We start from the raw sequence: 17,883 nt of genomic DNA on the forward strand, positions 1-17,883 counted from the left end.
TTTTATTTCTGTAGAACCTGTGCGATCGCCTGAGAAATCGGTAAGCCAGGACACCGTTCCAGCCAGAAGAACTCGCCAACTGGGTTGACTTCAAGGAATATATGACGACCATCAGGAGTTAAAATGATATCAATCGCTCCGTAGTTCAAACCAAATTCTGCCATGAGTTTGAGCAACTTCTCTTCTACATCTTGGGGCAAAGTGTATGATTCCCAAGCGTCAAGTAAAGCAACTCCCTGTTTGCGCCAGTCGTAACGTGCTTTATCCAAAGCCTGCGAATCAACTGCGGCTGTAAAGACATTTCTACCTACAATAATTGTCCGCAGTTCCAGAGCTTTGGGGATTTTCTCTTGAAACGTCATTGGGCAAAAACGCAGTCCATCAAGGTTGTCGAGATCCTCAGATGAAATTGGATTTGTAAACACGACCTTTTCTCGTCCTTGTTGATCATAAATGGCGAAGGAAGAGAGCATCTTGGTAATCATTCCCTGCTTACACTCTTGGGCGAATTGCTTCACTGCCTGCGGGTTATTAGTAGTTAAGGTGCGTGGAGTATCTAGACCTAGTTTCCTTGCTACTTGTAATTGAAGCTGCTTATTTTCGGCTCGGCGAATGTTTGGCAAAGGGTCAAGATGAAACCCCTGAATACTGGCAATCATCCCCTGAATAGTGACGCGAGATTCCTGAATGGAGGCTTGTCGCATTTGCCTGTCCATCGAGTCAGGAATTTTTGCTCCAATGGCGATGCGTCGATACCAAACTGCTGACACTTCACTCAAATCTAGCTTCTGGTCATCTGCTTCTAGAATTACTTGCTCAGTTGCACCGTAGTAAACATCTAGCTGCACTTCTGTGGGAAATCGATCTGTATCAAAACGAAATGCTTTCCCTCCTTGAGCTTCAATTGCTTGAATGACTAGGGGAATACTTTCGTTGTCTTGGCTGTAGGTAATGATTAAAACAGTCACGTCGCTTCGCTCCGAATTCAAAATTCAAAATTCAAAATTCAAAATTAATAATCCCCATAAATAAATTTAGTTGCTCTGTATCATGAGTCTGTTTCGGTTATATAGGACTGGTATTTGATTTTTGAAAAAAATCAGTACACCCCAAAAAGGCTTCTTCCCCATTCCCTACTCCCCACTCCCTGTCTACGCAAATAATTTCAAAAATCAAATATGATTCCTATATTAATTTTTCAGGGGTAAAGTTATTGCTGGGCACTTGTTGAGAGTAGTGCATCTGCGATCGCTTCCGCAATCGGATAGTCCAAATCTCTCTCCAGCATTCCCCACTCTCCTGTAGGGTTAATTTCCAAAAAAACGTATTCCCCTGATGGTGTTTGGATGAAGTCAAACGCTCCAAAAGTCAGTTCAAATTTTGCCATAAAAGCATGGAGACAACCGATTATTTCATCAGGTAATTCATCGGGTTGCCACGTACAAGCCTCTTTTGTCGCACGTCGCCAATCTTGGGTAGATGCTGAATAACTAGATGCGTTTAATGCTCCGACAAACAGCTTGCCATTTACATACACCACGCGTAGTTCTTGCCTTTTGGGGATTTGTTCTTGAAACACAACTGGACAATAGCGCAGTGTCTCCGCATCAACTAAATCCTCTTCTTTAACTGCGCTAGTGTACATAAAAAAAGAGGAGCCTTCCATACTGTAAGAAAGAGGTCTGAGGAGTTTAGCAACCATTTTTCCCTTGAGTCGGTGGAAAAACTCTCGTGCTTCTTGAGGATTGTTGGTGACAAGAGTCTGAGGTATGACAAGACCAACTTCCGATGCAACCCGCAGTTGACGTAACTTGTTTTCAGCTGCATTAATCCGTTGTAAATCATCCACCCATCTAGCTTCTCTGAGACTATCCCAAAAGCCATCTAAGGCGGCCAATGATTCTCCAGTACAGGCTGCTTGAAATTTTGGAGCCAATTCTTTACTCAACTCAGGTTGCCAAATACGCCGCATCCATACTGCTTGCACCTGCTCTGTATTCAACGAGCGATCGCCATATTCTAGTCTATGATTGCTCCCAAAGTTACTAAAATTAGCCTGGAGTTGGACTGTCATCGGAAATTTATCGGTGTCTAGCCGAAATGGTTGTGCGCCTCGTTTTGACAGGGCTTGGGCAACTCTATCTATTGTGAAGTAATCACCACTGTGGGTAATTAATAAAACTACATCACGCTCATGGTGCATAAAACATCTTGAATTTGTTCTTGCGTTTTCCCTACTGCAAACTATTAACAGGGAAAACCACTTAAAAAGCAAGCAATAATGGGAAGCCAACCCCTACCAGGGGTTGGCAAAGCTAAGAGTAGATTTCTTGCAAAAAAGTTTTGTGGTAGATTAGATCCGTTGAACAAATTGTCAAAAAGTTAACTGGCATTTTCAAGGTCATAATTATAAATGCCAGCAATTACAGCAGAAATCATGTATTTGAACCACATCTGTCGTAGGGGCACAGCATTGCTGTGCCCCTACAGCGTGGTCTATTTACCTGAAAATAGCTGTAAATAACAGCCCAATGCAAAACGTTTTCTCCGATCGCAGTATCGCTGGCTGAAAATCCGCAAGACCAACGGTGGAAAGGATTGAACCTAAGATTGCGGTAAGCGAGCGCCTATAGGCAAGTTGAGCCTTAAGCGCCCCTTCTCTTGAGATGTCGTCATCACTAGTCGTCAGAATTCAGCATGAATTGGAGTCAAACTGGCGGATAGCGCAGTGCTAGCGAGTCTGCGTACCCCTACGGTGAAACAAGAAGCTACGCGCAACGCCTGGTAGAGAGCGTCTGAATAAATCCCGCCTAAGTCCTAATTTTCATCGAAGGTCTACTGCCTCTGCTTGTACTTTAAATCACAGCTTCTTGGCGTTGACAATCAAAAACAACCATGTAGGAAGCATTTGGTATTTCCTGAGGAAGGTGACGCATATAGCCATCGGCATCAGAACGGCTGCGGAAGCGTGCAACAATCTCCCGTTGCGTATTAGGAAGTAGACGAGCGATCGCCCAAGAATTGAGGCGTTCTTTATAGGCAATAGGCTGACTGTCTGATTTGGAAGCTTTGTTATCCGTATTTTCTGGCATAATTATCTTATCCGTATGAAATTTCATGAAGGGCGTTAATTAGTTTCTGAGTAGAAATGCACTAACGCTTTTTTTTATGCTGCTGCCACCTTGTTATTCGATTATTTTTAGATTGTCAACACTTAGCGCTATATTTTAGACCAACTAAGTTGGAACTTTCAGATACCTATGAATCTCAAAGCCTTCATTTGCAATTGTTTCCAGGACACAACAATGCTCAAGCAGAAGTTTGCAATTATATTGTTCGTATAATTTTCCTTTACATACATAAGTGAAATCCGTATCAGTGGTAAAGTTAAACATCAATGTCTGAAAACTTACTATTGAAAACTCAGATAACGTGCGTAGGATTAATCAGGCGCGGATACACTCTATTTTCTCTAGTACAGCGCGGCGGACTACACGCCTATGCTAAAGCCATCTTGTGGGCATTTACGTTTTTTATAGTTAGTTTAGAATACTGAAAGATTCCGAGTTTCTTTAGATATTAAAAAATGAAGTTTTCTGATCTTTTTACTATAGTTTTAGGCAAAATACATAGTGCAACTGTTTAAGTTAAAATGTCTTGACTAACTGCCATAAAATAGTTAATATTTTTCCGTAAAATTAGAGTTATGATCATGGAAACACCATTTGTAACATCAATAATTCAAAAAGTAGCAGAGGAAATAGGAGCAGTAGTTTTATTAGACCCAGAATGCACCTTTGTGGGACTGATTACCTTTAAAAACGGCAATAAAAGCTTTTTTCGTACTAGCAGGTTTAGTATTAATTCTTCTGGTTCAGTAGCAATAGCTAAAGACAAAGGGGTTTCGAGCTTTTTTCTGAATGAATTTGGCTATAAGGTTACTGAAGGGAAAACATTTTTTAGTGAAGAATTATGCGAAGAAATAGCTAATTCCAGGAATATAGATGCAGGATTCTATTATGCTAAAGAGTTGGGATTTCCCGTAATTGTCAAGCCGATTAATCTCAGTCAAGGAGTATTTGTTACAAAGGTTCACAACAAGCAAGAATACTATCAAGCAGCCAAGAAAATCTTGCAAAAAACATCAGGATTTATTGTTGAGCGATTTTATAGTGGCAATGACTATAGAATTGTAGTACTTGACGATGAAGTAGTTTCGGCATATCAAAGAATTCCTCTATTTATAATAGGAGATGGTCAATCTAATGTTTTGGAACTTATGCAACAGAAACAGGAAACTTTTATCAAAAATGGGAGAAAAGAAATTATAGATTTTGAAGATTACAGAATCAACAAAAACTTGCGAAGACGGAAGCTAAATTTTAATAGTGTTATACCCAATAATAATATAGTTTATCTTTTAGACAATGCAAATTTATCGACTGGAGGCGAGGCAATAGACTTTACTGAAAATATCCATCCTGATTTCCAAAAATTAGCCGTAAGTATTACAAAAGATATGGAATTGAGATTAGCAGGTGTGGATATTCTTACTAATGATATAACATCACCAATGGGAGATTATACGATCATTGAAGTAAATGGCGCTCCTAGCTTAACTCACTATGCATCATTTGGTGAAGTTCAGACCAAGAGAGTAGAAAATTTATATCTCAAAGTTCTCAAAGCACTTGAAAATGAGAATCACAGAGAAAAGCATTGATTTTGACGCTTTGGCGGAGTAGAAGTTGCTCCGCTCCTCAATTCTTTTTCAATTCTACCTATAGCGGTTCCCAGGTACATGAAGTACATATCAAAACCTCACCCCCAACCCCTCTCCTTAATAAGGAGAGGGAAGATAAAGCACAGCTTTATCGAGGTGAGGTTAAGCTGTACCTATATCTCTTCACCACTCCTTATCTAGTAGGGATTCAAATTCAGCTTGTAAGGCAGTCATATCTGCCAATCTTGTGACTAGTAAATTATCCTTACCAGCATCACTTAAACGTACTTTCCAATAACGAATACTGTCTGAGTTGTTCAACCAAAACTGAATCACGGTATCTACGACTTGATCTAGATTCCAACCCCACTTTGTTGGAACTGATTCCACTGATTCTATAAACGTATCTAGTGTACACGTATGCATTCCCAAGTATTCCACGCCTTGGTGGGGTGGTTTTTGCCCATTTTGCTGTTGATGATTGAAAAACTGTAAAAGTGGAGATACGCCTACAATATCAAAAGTGTATTTCATGCTAGTACTCCCAGTTTTAAATTACTTACAGGAAAGCTTGAGTTTTTTCTAATATAATACCTGACAAGTAACTAAAGCATCTAGAAAAAGTATAGTTTTGGTCTATATCATAGGCATTAACCCTCAGCCAAAAATTAGCACTAACAAGCCGAGAGTGCTAATCTTTGTTAATAGTTTGATTTATTATTAAAGAGTTTAAGACATTAATTAAGTGGTGTATATATAGTAATCCACTTTGATTATTGAACTGACTTGCGTAGGCTGGGAGTAGGGAATAAGCCTTTTCAATTAGTACTTAATTTGTTCAAAAATCAAATAGGAGTCCTATAGCAGTCCTAAATCATTTGTGAAAATTTCTGTTGATTCTTCTCTCTGTGTTGCGCCAGTTGCTTCTCCCAAGGGGAGACGCTGCGCGAACAAATCGGGGAACCCGACACCAGGTGCAACAAGAGTGGCTCGCCGCCCAACGCACTGGCTTCTCTGCGCCTCTGTGGTTCGATTAAAAAGTAATTTTTACAACTCAGATAGGATTACTATATACTTTCTTGTCTAATTTTCATTGCTTCTACTTCGCCAGTTTGAGAATTTACCTTAAAAAGTTTATATTCTCGTTCATACAACACAGGGGTAGAAGCAAGAGAGGTAGGAATTAAGTCTTCCAATCGACTTTTAGGAGGTTTTTTAGGAATATCAAACCCTAAGTAATCAACCAGAAGCTTTTGTCCTCAGAAAGTTCGACTTCTTCAAGTCTCAAATCTCCTAATGAAGAACCCATCATGTCTTGCATGGATTTTATGTATTCATAGGCAGCATTTACTGCTGTTTTGACATCAATCATAATCTTAGTTGTTCCCTGAACTAATTTGTCCATTTAATACCTGATTATAAATATTTTGTAAAAAATCTCTGGCTTCTGTTGGTTCGCAAAGAATAATAACTTGCTGGTTTGGTGTTAGTAGACTAAGCTTTTCGAGAATTCCAGGACGACGAGTAATTGGGTATGACCATATATACTTGATAAATTCCCAGTTCAATCTTTCACGACAATCTGATGCCATATCAGGTCTAGATTGTCCAGCATACATGAAGCGACGTTTAATCACTCTCGACAAACATAAAAGACGGTGAAAATCCAAAAAAATTACCGTATCTGCAACCGACAAACGAACGTCGAGAGTACTGCCATAGTTACCATCCATAATCCAAGATTCTCGTAGTGTTAAGTCTTGAATTATGTTTTGCCATTCAGCTTTTGGAGTCTCAACCCAGCCAGGATTCCAGTACCAAGCATCCAAGTGAATCACTTCTAAGCCTAAGATGGTTCCGAGTTCGCGGGCTAGGGTAGATTTACCAGCACCCCCAGAACCAATGATTAAGATTTTCTTCACCTTTGGTTTGCATCTCCCTTTTCAAGCTCAAAAGGGTAAGCATTGCTCACCCAAATAACCGTCTTCAGGGCAACTCAATACGCCGCTACAATAGTACAACTACAAGGATTATGCCCAAATATTGATATTATGACCACTGCTACGACTGTAAAAACTGAGTATGAAGCGATTATTGGTCTAGAAACCCATTGTCAGCTAAGTACCAACACCAAGATTTTCTCTAATAGCTCTACGGCATTCGGTGCTGACCCCAATACTAACATTGACCCGGTTTGTATGGGTTTACCTGGGGTCTTACCTGTACTCAATGAAAAAGTATTAGAATACGCCGTAAAAGCTGGTTTGGCACTAAATTGTCAAATCGCTAAATATAGCAAATTTGACCGTAAACAGTATTTTTATCCCGATTTACCCAAAAATTACCAAATTTCTCAATATGATCTACCGATCGCAGAACATGGTTGGTTAGAAATTGAGTTGGTAGATGCTGAGGGGAACCCGACTCGCAAACGCATTGGCATCACACGTCTGCACATGGAGGAAGATGCGGGAAAATTGGTACATGCAGGCAGCGATCGCCTCTCCGGTTCTTCCTATTCTCTGGTAGACTACAATCGCGCAGGCATACCTTTAGTGGAAATTGTCTCGGAACCTGATCTGCGTTCGGGATTAGAAGCTGCTGAATATGCCGAAGAGTTGCGCCGGATTGTGCGCTATCTCGGCGTGAGTGACGGCAATATGCAAGAAGGATCTCTGCGCTGCGATGTCAACATTTCTGTGCGTCCAGTGGGACGAGAGCAGTTTGGCACCAAGGTAGAAATTAAAAACATGAACTCCTTCAGCGCCATCCAACGGGCGATTGACTACGAAATTGAGCGCCAAATTGCCGCCATCGAAGCAGGCGCGAGCATTATCCAAGAAACTCGTCTGTGGGAAGAAGGCGCTCAACGCACAAGTAGTATGCGGGTGAAGGAAGGTTCTAGCGATTACCGCTATTTCCCCGAACCAGATTTAGCACCAATTGAAGTGACAAATGAACAATTAGAGAAGTGGCGCAGCGAATTACCAGAACTACCAGCCCAAAAACGCCATCATTATGAAAGTGAGTTGGGGCTTTCGGCTTATGATGCGCGAGTGTTGACAGAAGATCATCCAGTAGCCGAATATTTTGAAACTGCGATCGCATCTGGAGCAAATCCCAAAGCTGCTGCAAACTGGATTACTCAAGATATTGCAGCACACCTCAATAAGCAAAAACTCAGTATTACTGAAATCGCCCTGACTCCCAGCAATTTAGCAGAGATTATCACTCGCATTGAAACTGGCAAAATTAGCAATGCTCAAGCTAAAGAAAAGTTGCCAGACTTGCTTAGTGGTATTTCTCCTGAGAAAGCCTTTGCCGGTCAAGAGTTAATCACCGATCCTAGTATATTGGAACCGCTCATTGATGAAGTCATAGCCGCCAATCCCAAAGAACTAGAAAAGTATCGCAACGGTAACACCAACCTCAAAGGCTTCTTTGTCGGACAAGTTCTGAAAAAGACAGGCAAACGTGCTGATCCTAAGCTGACTAACGAATTAGTGGAGAAAAAATTGGATGCCTAGTACAACTTTGTGGGATGCAGAAGGGCAGGGGGGATGAGGGAGATGAGGGAGATGAGGGAGATGAGGGAGCAGGGAGTGTACAGTTGACAGTTGTCCAATGCCCAATGCCCAATGCCCCAAGTCAGTATTTCCCGGTATTTCTTCACAGAATCTTCATATAAGAAATGGTGATAACCCGCATACCTAAAATGATATGCTGTGGTAAGTAGATGCACCCTGATGATCTGGAGAGCTGCCTAAGTAGCTCTCTTTTTTATTTGATTTTTGTGGTATTTACGGTTAACTTCATAATATTATTAAAAATATTTCCTCTAAAATAAGTATTAATCCTTAGATTATAAATTATAGAGCCTACTAAGTAAATGCACGCTGATGATCTGGAAACCGACCCAAGTGGCTATCGTTTTTTGCTTTTGTCTTTCGTCATAAGAAAGGTAAAAACAATTATGCCAATGGCCAACTAGTGCATTATTATTGCCATCAGCAAATAAACTCACAATAAAAGGGACTGGGAAACAGGGGAAGTAGAGCGAAACTAATAACTCCTGTACAGACGCGATTAATCGCGTCTCTCCTAACTCCTAACTCAGCACTTTTGGAAAGCACAAATTGACCTATCCAACCTGATAGTTATAAGGAAGAATAATGGCAGCAGATTGGCAAAAAATAACAGGTGGCATCACAGCACCAAGGGGGTATCAGGCGGCGGGAATTACCGCAGGGTTGAAACCTTCGGGGTTGCCAGATTTAGCTTTGATATTCTCAGAGGTGGAAGCGATCGCAGCTGGTGTATTTACCACCAGCCAAGTTAAAGCTGCCTGTGTAGAATATTGTCGCCAACGCTTGCAAGCTAAACATAGCGCTCGCGCCATCCTCTGCAACGCCGGACAAGCAAATGCCGCCACAGGGACTCAAGGCTACCTTGATGCTTTAGAATCTGCTATGGCAGTAGCCCAAGCATTGAACATCTCGTCTGAATCTGTGTTATTGGCTTCCACTGGCGTGATTGGTCAAAGAATTAAGATGGATGCTTTGCGAAGCGGGATTCCCAAGGTAGTAGCAGCACTCTCAGAAACAGGCTCAGATGCCGCCGCCGGAGCGATTATCACTACAGACTTGGTAACAAAATCCATTGCCCTAGAGACAACTCTAGGCGAACGCCCGGTACGAATTGGTGGCATTGCCAAAGGTTCCGGTATGATACATCCCAACATGGCAACCATGCTGGCATTTGTGACTTGTGATGCTGTGGTTTCGCCTCACCTTTGGCAGCAAATGTTAGCAAGGGCGGCTGATAGAAGCTTTAATTCCATCACCGTGGATGGTGATACTAGCACCAATGACAGCTTAATTGCCTTGGCAAATGGTCAATCTCGCACTCCAGCAATTACAGAATGGGGCGCAGAAGCAGAGAAATTAGAGGCGATGTTAACAGCAGTTTGTCAGCATTTAGCCAAAGCGATCGCTCGTGATGGTGAAGGCGCAACCTGTCTAATTGAAGTGGAAGTGACAGGCGCTCATGATGAACTCTCAGCTAGGCAAATAGCCAAAACCATTGCTGGTTCATCCTTAGTTAAATCTGCAATCTTTGGACGTGACCCCAACTGGGGACGCATCGCCGCCGCCGCCGGACGTGCAGGTGTACCCTTTGAGCAAGAAAACCTGCAAATTAAGCTAGGGAATTTTTTAATGTTGGAAAATGGTCAACCTCTGCAATTTGACCGTGCAGCAGCGAGTGCTTATTTGAAAAAAGCAGCAGGGGGTGCTTATCTCCAACAGGATACGGTGTTAATCTCCGTTAATGTTGGCAATGGTTATGGTTCAGGTAAAGCTTGGGGTTGTGATTTGAGTTACGACTACGTGAGGATTAACGCCGAATACACTACTTGAACCAACTGTTTGCTAGGTTGAGACATTAAAATCTCATTTACAGGTACTGCAAGCCAATGGTTTACCATGCGTAGGAGGCCAAGGTAAAACGGTTTTTGTCAATTAGTTAAAATACTCAAAATAGTCTTAGGGTTTCTCATGCTGTGGCTGGACGGGGAAAATGGCTAAAAAGCATATAGAACTTAGAAGGAAGAGGTACTTCAAGCTCAGTTCACAAATCGCTCAGTTGGATAATACACAATTGCGTTCTCTGTTTGACAATAGTGAGTCGAATGAATCAAGCACGGGTTGGGGGATGAATCACGCCATCGTCCTTGGGGAATCCAAGGTTTTTGTGAAACGTGTTCCGGTTACAAACATCGAATTTGACAACCTGTTCTCTACCAGAAACCTCTATGATCTGCCGACTTACTGTAATTACGGCTTCGGTTCCACTGGTTTTGGGGTCTTCCGGGAACTCGTGACTCATATCAAGACAACCAACTGGGTATTGTCGGGGGTAATTGCCACCTTCCCACTGATGTACCATTATCGGATTATTCCCTTGGACGGGCGGCGTGTGGATGTGAATATGGAGCGTCTAAAAGCTTATGTGGAGTACTGGGGCAATAGTACCAACGCTGGGAATTATATGTTAGATAGAGCAAACGCCAACTATGAGTTAGTTCTGTTTCTAGAGTACATACCACATGTTCTGGAAACATGGCTGCTCTTAAACCCCAACAAACTTCAGAAACCCCTGGATGACTTACGCACGACGATTACCTTTTTGAGGACGAAGGGAATCATCCACTTTGATGCACATTTTCGTAACATTCTCACCGACGGCAAGCGCACATATTTGACCGATTTTGGTTTGGTACTTGACAAGAGTTTTACGTTGACGAAAGATGAAGAGTCTTTTTTTAAGCAGAATACATTTTATGACTACGGAGAAATCCTGCGGAATCTTGGTCATCTGATTCGAGCGTCGTATGATTTATGTTCGGAGAACGATAAACGCAGGATTATGGAAAAATATGGCATAAAAGAAGGCTTAAAACCTTATGAACTGCGGTCTATATTACTCGACAACATCGAGCAGATACATGCTGATGGAGTCATGAAGTTAGATAAGTTCTATGTTGCCAGCATCGTCAAGTACCGCAGCATCATTGCACTGATGCAAGACTTCTTTTCTGATATGTGGGAAAATAACAACAAGGACACGAAACTTCGTCACTCAGAACTACGGCTGCTGCTTAAAGAGACGGGGTTTATTCCTGGTGCTGGAACCCACGGTGCATAGCTCGTCTGCAAGAGGCTCGCAGCCGCATCATGGAAGATCCGCAATACTACCAACTGCGTAACTATGCCCTAGACTTCCTCTTTAACCGCTTTGCCCATGATGATATAGGTTAAGCTAATCTTCTCCTAAGTTCTGACTCTCAAAAATGGTTCCTTCCAGACGAGTTTATTTATTGTTGATTTTGGGTATAGCGATCACCCTGATCCTATGCCTTTTTATCAACATTAAAGCAGCGATCGCTATCACTTTGCTATTTGATGCGATCGTTCTCGGATTGATGATTGTAGATGGTTTGCAGGTGCGGCGTTCTCGCGTGCAAATTAGCCGCGAATTACCCTCACGATTATCGATTGGGCGGGATAATCCAGTGGTGCTAAAAGTAACATCACCAAATGCCAACGCTTTAATTGAAATCTGCGATTACTACCCAACAGGGTTTGGCATATCTGCATCCGCACTCCGGGCGATTATTCCTAGTAACAGCACCCAGGAATTGAAGTATACCGTCAAACCGACGCAACGAGGGGAGTTTCCTTGGGGAAATATTCAAGTTCGACAGTTGGGAATTTGGGGATTAGCTTGGGATGATTGGCAAATTACCCAAAGTGTGCGAGTGAAAGTTTATCCTGATTTACTGGGATTGCGATCGCTCACAATTCGTCTGACACTGCAATCATCGGGATCAATGCGCCAATCTCGCAAAACTGGTATTGGTACAGAATTTGCCGAACTGCGGAACTATCGCACTGGTGACGATTTGCGGTTTATTGATTGGAAAGCTACCGCCCGTCGGGTTGGGGCCTATAGTAATGCAATGCCACTGGTGCGGGTTTTGGAACCAGAACAGGAACAAACATTACTTATCTTGCTTGATCGTGGCCGGTTGATGACAGCAAAAGTGCAGAGTTTGCAGAGATTTGACTGGGGAATGAATGCAACTTTATCCTTAGCATTGGCGGGATTACATCGAGGCGATCGCGTGGGAGTTGGTGTATTTGACCGCCAGATGCATACGTGGATTCCCCCAGAACGCGGTCAACATCATTTGAATCAGCTAATTGATCGCCTAACTCCAATTCAACCAGTATTATTTGAATCTGATTATTTGGGGGCGGTGACAAATGTTTTGCAGCGTCAAACTCGCAGGGCGCTTGTAGTCGTGATTACCGACTTAGTTGATGTCACAGCTTCTACAGAACTCCTGGCCGCACTCTCCAAGCTAGCACCCCGCTATCTCCCATTTTGCGTGACTCTGCGAGATCCGCAAGTTGATCGTTTGGCACACACCTTCACAGATGATGTTACAGATGCTTATGCCCGTGCAGTGGCACTCGATTTATTAATGCAACGACAAGTAGCATTTGCCCAGCTGAAACAAAAAGGTGTATTGGTACTAGATGCACCAGCAAATCAAATTGCCGATCAGTTAGTTGAGCGATATCTGCAACTCAAAGCGCGAAATCAACTTTAGCGGCGTTGCATAGATGAAATCTTGCCTGAATAAGACTCACCCACTACCTGATAAATACGTGGAAGCTGTACTTTCTAATATGTCAGACTCTCGCTATCAAGCTTTAGTTCTCACCAACCGTCTCAATCGCAAGATTCAGTTCATACCGTCTTTTTTCCGGCTTAATTGCTACAATTATGACCCTCTTAAGTTCGACGAAATTGTTACGTAATATGGTACGGTGGATTCATGGCTCTCGTAACGCTGTCATACTTAAGTATTTTTTCTACTGGCAGGATACGCTTGAGTGAGCTTTCTTAACTTTTGAGACATCCTGTTAGATTAAAACATCAACAGGTTTCAAACATCATTTAAGCAAGGAGAATAAGATGGCTAACACAAATAATCTTACAGTTGTGAGTGGGAAGGCTCCTGCCATCGTCGATCCCCTGACTGGTAGCACTAATCCAAACACTGCTCAGATATTGAACGTTACTGGTCAAGGAGAAGTCACCGTTCCCACTACTTTAACTAAGGTGCAATTGGGGATTCAAGTAGACGGAAAAACCGAAACCGAAGTTCAAGAAAAAACTGCTCAACGTTCAACAGCAGTAGTTGATGTGCTGCAAAAGCTTGGGGCGCAACAACTTCAAACTACATCTATTCAACTAAATCCCGTCTATAATGATACTCAAACCCTAACTGGCTTTACAGAACTCAACACACTTCAGTTTGAGTTACCAACGGCTCGAGCAGGGGCAGCAATTGACACAGCTATCCAAGCAGGCGCGAATCTAATACAGAATATAAGCTTCACTCCCTCAGACCAAGCATTGCAGCAGGCACGTTTGCAGGTTCTTAGCGAAGCGGTTAAAGACGCCCAAGCTCAGGCTCAGGCTGTTTTTAATACCTTGAAGTTAACCCCAGGAAAGATTATTGACATTAATATTAACTCAGCTGACAATCCTAGCCCATCTCCTTTGGTGTTTAATGCAACAAAGAACTCTGCAATAATTGCTACAACTCCTATAATTGGTAGTCCTCAGACGATAGAAGGTAGTGTTTCTCTAGATATCGGTTATTCTCCAAATTCAGCAGCTACTCTCGCTTCGGCTACTCATAATCTCACAGGTGCGAGTAAGCCGGCTCCTGCCATCGTCGATCCCCTGACTGGTAGAACTAATCCAAACACTGCTCAGATATTGAAAGTTACTGGTCAAGGAGAAGTCACCGTTCCCACTACTTTAACTGAGGTGCAATTGGGGATTCAAGTAGACGGAAAAACCGCAACCGAAGTTCAAGAAAAAACTGCTCAACGTTCAACAGCAGTAGTTGATGTGCTGCAAAAGCTTGGGGCGCAACAACTTCAAACTACATCTATTCAACTAAATCCCGTCTATAATGATACTCAAACCCTAACTGGCTTTACAGAACTCAACACACTTCAGTTTGAGTTACCAACGGCTCGAGCAGGGGCAGCAATTGACACAGCTATCCAAGCAGGCGCGAATCTAATACAGAATATAAGCTTCACTCCCTCAGACCAAGCATTGCAGCAGGCACGTTTGCAGGTTCTTAGCGAAGCGGTTAAAGACGCCCAAGCTCAGGCTCAGGCTGTTTTTAATACCTTGAAGTTAACCCCAGGAAAGATTATTGACATTAATATTAACTCAGCTGACAATCCTAGCCCATCTCCTTTGGTGTTTAATGTAGCAGATAAAGCTTTTGCAACAGGTACTAGAACTCCTTTAATTGGTGGCACTCAGACGATAGAAGGTAGTGTTTCTCTAGATATCGCTTATTCTCCAAATTCAGCAGGTACTCTCGATCTAGCTCTTAATGGATTGCAGCGATCTGCTTAATCAGGACTTACGCAACTGTCATAAGGGACTTCCAAATAAAAAAATATACCTTTCCCGACATCACACAAATTGCTTCTACAGTAAAGCATTCAGCCCAATAACGCCGTTTTAGTTTCTCCCCGCCTTAAAGCCTTCATCACTAAGGAATTCTTCATTTATTAGCAACAGAATTTTATCTGTGTCTTTCCCTTTGTTCGCATAGCTAGCAGGGTTACTGGGGTCTTTTCTGTTCTCCATGCCGAACTTAGCATTATGGCTGATTATTTCATCCTTGTGCTGTTCAATCCAATCACGCACTAGTGGGACTTAAACAAAAATTAAGCCCAAATGTAGCCCAAACTAGCTTTATAAGCGGCAAATACGTCGCGATTATGGGTCAACCATATGTGCAAAGCACACGCTACGCGAACAAAAAATCGATCAGACATAGCCGTTCTAAAGGCTTCTAAAGCTTCAGTAAAAGTGTTCAAAGGTTTAGAAGCCCATCTTCGTCTCAAGCCACCAGTCATCTGATGCCAAAGAATAAAAGTATATGCACAAAAAACTAAGATAAAATGTCGAAGTAGACTCCTTTTATCTCGAACTTGATATTCTTTTAGCCCTAGCCAGCCCTTGGCTTCTCTGTAAAAAACTTCCACCCAATTTCTTTGAGAATAGGTATTAACTACCCAGTCTGCTGAAACAATTGATGTGGAGACATTGGTGATAAAATAGTCAATATCAGTGGCTTCGGAGAAAGTCTCAGCATTCATAACGATAGCAATATTTCGCTTCCCTTTCAGTTGTGATATCTCTACAACTCTTGTTACTACCCATACTGTTCTAGGCAAATCTTACGTTGAGTTCAACTTTTGTAAAAGTCTCTTTGGACAAGCTTTGTGCTAGTTCATCTAGCCTCATTGTTTGTTGAACATTTTCTGGTATGCTAATAGTTACTTTTCGATTTTTGGCTAATCCTCCTAAGTACTTTAATTGTCTCTTCTCTAACTCCAATAAGAACGATGTATTCTTGCCATATCCAGCATCTATAAGTATCATTCCTGGTTGATATTTTCTCAAGTTAATTAAAAGACTTGGATATGGCTTTCGTAACTTTAGCAATTTTCGATTACGCAGTTTATTAAACTGGCATTTTAGTATTAATTCTCCATAAAAGTAACCGAATAACCCCGATTTTTTCAGTAATATCATGTCCGGGCAATTAAGCATAATACCCGGAACCCCACCCCGCCAAAGCTGTGCTTTAGCTCCCCTCTCCGCCGGCGGCGAGGGGTTGGGGGTGGGGTTCTTTTATTATGGGTAATTTGGCGGACATGATATAACTTCAGTTTTGAAACTGCTGTTTGTGCTACTTACGATCGCAAAGAACTCACCGAAATTTGAAGTTTTCGGCATCCTTTATATGTCACCCTTGAGGATCAGTAATATTTCTCAAATATTCACCCGATGAAAAGGCTTTTACGTAAGACTTATCTAACTATCTCAGTTAACACTAATTGTATTGAATAATCCAATGCGAGGTGCTATTTTCAGCACCTCGCAATCCGTGCCGCTTAGTGATGGAAAACTCTAATTCCGATTAAACAACCACAAAATTGTTTTTGGTTAGTGACAATCCAGCAGATAATTGGGCAAATTTTACCTGAGTAAATGCACCCCCACTGCCATCTTGGTCAAAATACAGTCCACCTGTAATATTGTCATATATAAATCGTTGATTGCTTGACGTTGCAGAAGTTCCGAGGGTAAACTGGTTTGTCTTAAGTGAACCGATTGATAACCCACCACCAAAACCAGCAGCCGATACCTGAATCAATTCATTAGTAGCCTTGAAGTCATAAAGACGATCAACACCTTCCTTGTAACTCTTGAAAACAAAGGTATCAGTCCCAGATCCTCCATAGAGGGTATCATTACCAAGACCACCTATGAGGATATCATTGCCATTCCCACCTATGAGGATATCATTGCCATTGCCACCATCAAGGGTGTTATTACCAGTGGCACCAGAGGCAAAGAGAGAATCATTGCCATCGCCACCAAAGAGTAGGTTATTGCCTGTTGAACCGCTAGCACTCAAGGTATCGTTACCTGCACCACCGTTGAGGGTGTTCTTGCCAGTGGAGCGAGAGTCGTATGTGGTGGAGACGTTGCGGGGGTCGTGTTCGTCTCCAGGAGTGTAGCTGTAGTAGCCAGAGATGGAGATATAATCATTGTCATCGCCACCATTGAGCAGGTTATTGCCTGTTGAACCGCCAGCACTCAAGGTATCGTTACCAGCGCCACCGTTGAGGGTGTTATTGCCAGACGAGCGAGAGTCCTGGAAGTCATAGTCATTTCCTTTGTAGTAGCCAGAGATGGAGAGAGAATCATTGCCATCGTTCCCAGAAAGCAAGTTATTGCCTTTTGAACCGCTAGCACTCAAGGTATCCTGACCTGCACCACCGTTGAGGGTGTTATTGGCAGACGAGCGAGAGTCGTACTCGTCGTCTGGGTATGTGAAGCTGTAGTAGCCAGAGACGGAGAGAGAATCATTGCCATCATCCCCAGAGAGCAGATTCTTGCCTGTTGAACTGTTAGCGCTCAAGTAATCGTCACCAATACCACCGTAGATGGTATTATTACCTGCACCACCAATGAGAGTATCATTCCCCGCACCACCTCGTAGCAAGTCGTTGCCACTCTTACCGTCGATTTTGTCTGCACCGTTACTACCCAGTAGGGTATCATTACCATTAGTGCCAATGATATTTGCCATAACTTTTACTTACCTAAATCAATTTTTTCAGTAACTTCATCAAGTTGCTGTTAGTGCTGTTTTATAGCACTAATAATCTGGGGAAAGTTAACCTTTTCAGCATACTTTCATGTCAACACTTTTCGCTGCGTCGGAAAATGTCTTTAATTTTTAATTGTTAAGTCCTCCTTGTGGGCTCTTGCCCGTGGGTGTTTAACTGGAAAATAGGTAACATCTAAATAACCCCACAATGATTAATTACATCCTAATTTACTTAGATGTCTATATTTGAGGAAACATCTTTGCATATTCTTCACATTATTTGCCGGCAAATGTATCTAAAAGTACTGATCTTTGTATAATCTTCATATTTTTTTAGTTGAGAAGGAATAAAGAGAACCGCTAT

Annotated in this window: 15 protein-coding genes and 2 pseudogenes; 8 read left to right on the plus strand and 9 right to left on the minus strand. The window is 42.2% G+C overall.

All coding sequences use genetic code 11. The features are described from left to right. Positions 1-2 precede the first annotated feature (2 nt). The 3 genes from V7L05_RS05585 to V7L05_RS05595 form a co-directional block, all read right to left on the minus strand. On the minus strand, positions 3-968 hold the full coding sequence (locus V7L05_RS05585) for an MvdD family ATP-grasp ribosomal peptide maturase (protein WP_335162576.1): 966 nt from the start codon (positions 966-968) through the stop codon (positions 3-5). Positions 969-1,210: 242 nt separating this feature from the next. Then, positions 1,211-2,203 carry an MvdC family ATP-grasp ribosomal peptide maturase gene (locus V7L05_RS05590; RefSeq protein WP_335162578.1) on the minus strand — a complete coding sequence of 331 codons (993 nt, stop codon included), beginning with the start codon at positions 2,201-2,203 and terminating at the stop codon, positions 1,211-1,213. Between the two features lie 652 nt (positions 2,204-2,855). Then, the gene (locus V7L05_RS05595; protein WP_335162580.1) at positions 2,856-3,092 is read right to left on the minus strand and encodes a hypothetical protein; all 237 of its coding nucleotides are present in this window, start codon (positions 3,090-3,092) and stop codon (positions 2,856-2,858) included. 620 nt (positions 3,093-3,712) lie between these two features. On the opposite strand from V7L05_RS05595, the gene V7L05_RS05600 reads away from it, so the two are divergent. Continuing rightward, positions 3,713-4,723, plus strand: a complete 1,011-nt coding sequence (locus tag V7L05_RS05600) for a cyanophycin synthetase (protein WP_335162582.1) — start codon at positions 3,713-3,715, stop codon at positions 4,721-4,723. Between the two features lie 183 nt (positions 4,724-4,906). On the opposite strand, the gene V7L05_RS05605 is transcribed toward V7L05_RS05600, so the two are convergent. The 3 genes from V7L05_RS05605 to V7L05_RS05615 form a co-directional block, all read right to left on the minus strand. Further along, positions 4,907-5,257, minus strand: a complete 351-nt coding sequence (locus tag V7L05_RS05605) for a hypothetical protein (RefSeq protein ID WP_334945649.1) — start codon at positions 5,255-5,257, stop codon at positions 4,907-4,909. Between the two features lie 697 nt (positions 5,258-5,954). Continuing rightward, positions 5,955-6,095, minus strand: coding sequence for a hypothetical protein (locus V7L05_RS05610; protein ID WP_335162583.1), 141 nt, complete (start codon positions 6,093-6,095; stop codon positions 5,955-5,957). Between the two features lie 4 nt (positions 6,096-6,099). Continuing rightward, positions 6,100-6,645 (minus strand): DNA topology modulation protein, encoded by a 546-nt coding sequence (locus V7L05_RS05615; protein WP_335162584.1) that lies wholly within the window; start codon positions 6,643-6,645, stop codon positions 6,100-6,102. Positions 6,646-6,774: 129 nt separating this feature from the next. On the opposite strand from V7L05_RS05615, the gene gatB reads away from it, so the two are divergent. The 3 genes from gatB (at position 6,775) to argJ (ending at position 10,140) form a co-directional block, all read left to right on the plus strand. Continuing rightward, positions 6,775-8,250 carry an Asp-tRNA(Asn)/Glu-tRNA(Gln) amidotransferase subunit GatB gene (gene gatB, locus V7L05_RS05620; RefSeq protein WP_335162632.1) on the plus strand — a complete coding sequence of 492 codons (1,476 nt, stop codon included), beginning with the start codon at positions 6,775-6,777 and terminating at the stop codon, positions 8,248-8,250. A 14-nt stretch (positions 8,251-8,264) separates the two neighbouring features. Further along, complete coding sequence (locus V7L05_RS05625; protein WP_335162586.1) at positions 8,265-8,411, plus strand: hypothetical protein; 147 nt, start codon at positions 8,265-8,267, stop codon at positions 8,409-8,411. Between the two features lie 484 nt (positions 8,412-8,895). Continuing rightward, a complete protein-coding gene (gene argJ / locus V7L05_RS05630; RefSeq protein WP_335162588.1) occupies positions 8,896-10,140 on the plus strand; it encodes a bifunctional ornithine acetyltransferase/N-acetylglutamate synthase in 1,245 nt (414 codons plus the stop codon). Positions 10,141-10,417: 277 nt separating this feature from the next. On the opposite strand, the gene V7L05_RS05635 is transcribed toward argJ, so the two are convergent. Beyond that, positions 10,418-10,609 carry a hypothetical protein gene (locus V7L05_RS05635; protein ID WP_335162590.1) on the minus strand — a complete coding sequence of 64 codons (192 nt, stop codon included), beginning with the start codon at positions 10,607-10,609 and terminating at the stop codon, positions 10,418-10,420. On the opposite strand from V7L05_RS05635, the gene V7L05_RS05640 reads away from it, so the two are divergent. The 4 genes and pseudogenes from V7L05_RS05640 to V7L05_RS05655 all read left to right on the plus strand — a co-directional run bounded on the left by V7L05_RS05640 (position 10,601) and on the right by V7L05_RS05655 (position 14,740). Beyond that, positions 10,601-11,428 carry a hypothetical protein gene (locus V7L05_RS05640; protein WP_335162591.1) on the plus strand — a complete coding sequence of 276 codons (828 nt, stop codon included), beginning with the start codon at positions 10,601-10,603 and terminating at the stop codon, positions 11,426-11,428. The two genes, V7L05_RS05635 and V7L05_RS05640, sit on opposite strands and share 9 nt — an antisense overlap. A 17-nt stretch (positions 11,429-11,445) precedes the next feature. Further along, positions 11,446-11,541 (plus strand): annotated as a pseudogene (locus V7L05_RS05645) (bacitracin ABC transporter ATP-binding protein); the annotation flags it as partial. 32 nt (positions 11,542-11,573) lie between these two features. After that, entirely contained in the window at positions 11,574-12,899 is a 1,326-nt protein-coding gene (locus tag V7L05_RS05650) for a DUF58 domain-containing protein (RefSeq protein WP_335162593.1), read from the plus strand. 368 nt (positions 12,900-13,267) lie between these two features. After that, entirely contained in the window at positions 13,268-14,740 is a 1,473-nt protein-coding gene (locus tag V7L05_RS05655; protein WP_335162595.1) for an SIMPL domain-containing protein, read from the plus strand. A 317-nt stretch (positions 14,741-15,057) separates the two neighbouring features. Here V7L05_RS05655 and V7L05_RS05660 read toward each other — a convergent pair. After that, a pseudogene (locus tag V7L05_RS05660) lies at positions 15,058-15,817 on the minus strand (transposase); the annotation flags it as partial. 502 nt (positions 15,818-16,319) lie between these two features. Beyond that, positions 16,320-17,498 carry a calcium-binding protein gene (locus tag V7L05_RS05665; RefSeq protein ID WP_335162597.1) on the minus strand — a complete coding sequence of 393 codons (1,179 nt, stop codon included), beginning with the start codon at positions 17,496-17,498 and terminating at the stop codon, positions 16,320-16,322. Between the last annotated feature and the right edge of the window lie 385 nt (positions 17,499-17,883).

This window comes from Nostoc sp., assembly GCF_036917755.1.
Taxonomy (GTDB): Bacteria; Cyanobacteriota; Cyanobacteriia; order Cyanobacteriales; family Nostocaceae; genus Nostoc.

Coding starts and splice junctions, on each gene's coding strand:
- V7L05_RS05590 (WP_335162578.1), bottom strand. CDS start 2,203: ATGCACCATGAGCGTGATGTAGTTTTATTAATTACCCACAGTGGTGAT.
- V7L05_RS05595 (WP_335162580.1), bottom strand. CDS start 3,092: ATGCCAGAAAATACGGATAACAAAGCTTCCAAATCAGACAGTCAGCCT.
- V7L05_RS05600 (WP_335162582.1), top strand. CDS start 3,713: ATGGAAACACCATTTGTAACATCAATAATTCAAAAAGTAGCAGAGGAA.
- V7L05_RS05605 (WP_334945649.1), bottom strand. CDS start 5,257: ATGAAATACACTTTTGATATTGTAGGCGTATCTCCACTTTTACAGTTT.
- V7L05_RS05610 (WP_335162583.1), bottom strand. CDS start 6,095: ATGATTGATGTCAAAACAGCAGTAAATGCTGCCTATGAATACATAAAA.
- gatB (WP_335162632.1), top strand. CDS start 6,775: ATGACCACTGCTACGACTGTAAAAACTGAGTATGAAGCGATTATTGGT.
- V7L05_RS05625 (WP_335162586.1), top strand. CDS start 8,265: ATGCAGAAGGGCAGGGGGGATGAGGGAGATGAGGGAGATGAGGGAGAT.
- argJ (WP_335162588.1), top strand. CDS start 8,896: ATGGCAGCAGATTGGCAAAAAATAACAGGTGGCATCACAGCACCAAGG.
- V7L05_RS05635 (WP_335162590.1), bottom strand. CDS start 10,609: ATGAGTCACGAGTTCCCGGAAGACCCCAAAACCAGTGGAACCGAAGCC.
- V7L05_RS05650 (WP_335162593.1), top strand. CDS start 11,574: ATGGTTCCTTCCAGACGAGTTTATTTATTGTTGATTTTGGGTATAGCG.
- V7L05_RS05655 (WP_335162595.1), top strand. CDS start 13,268: ATGGCTAACACAAATAATCTTACAGTTGTGAGTGGGAAGGCTCCTGCC.
- V7L05_RS05665 (WP_335162597.1), bottom strand. CDS start 17,498: ATGGCAAATATCATTGGCACTAATGGTAATGATACCCTACTGGGTAGT.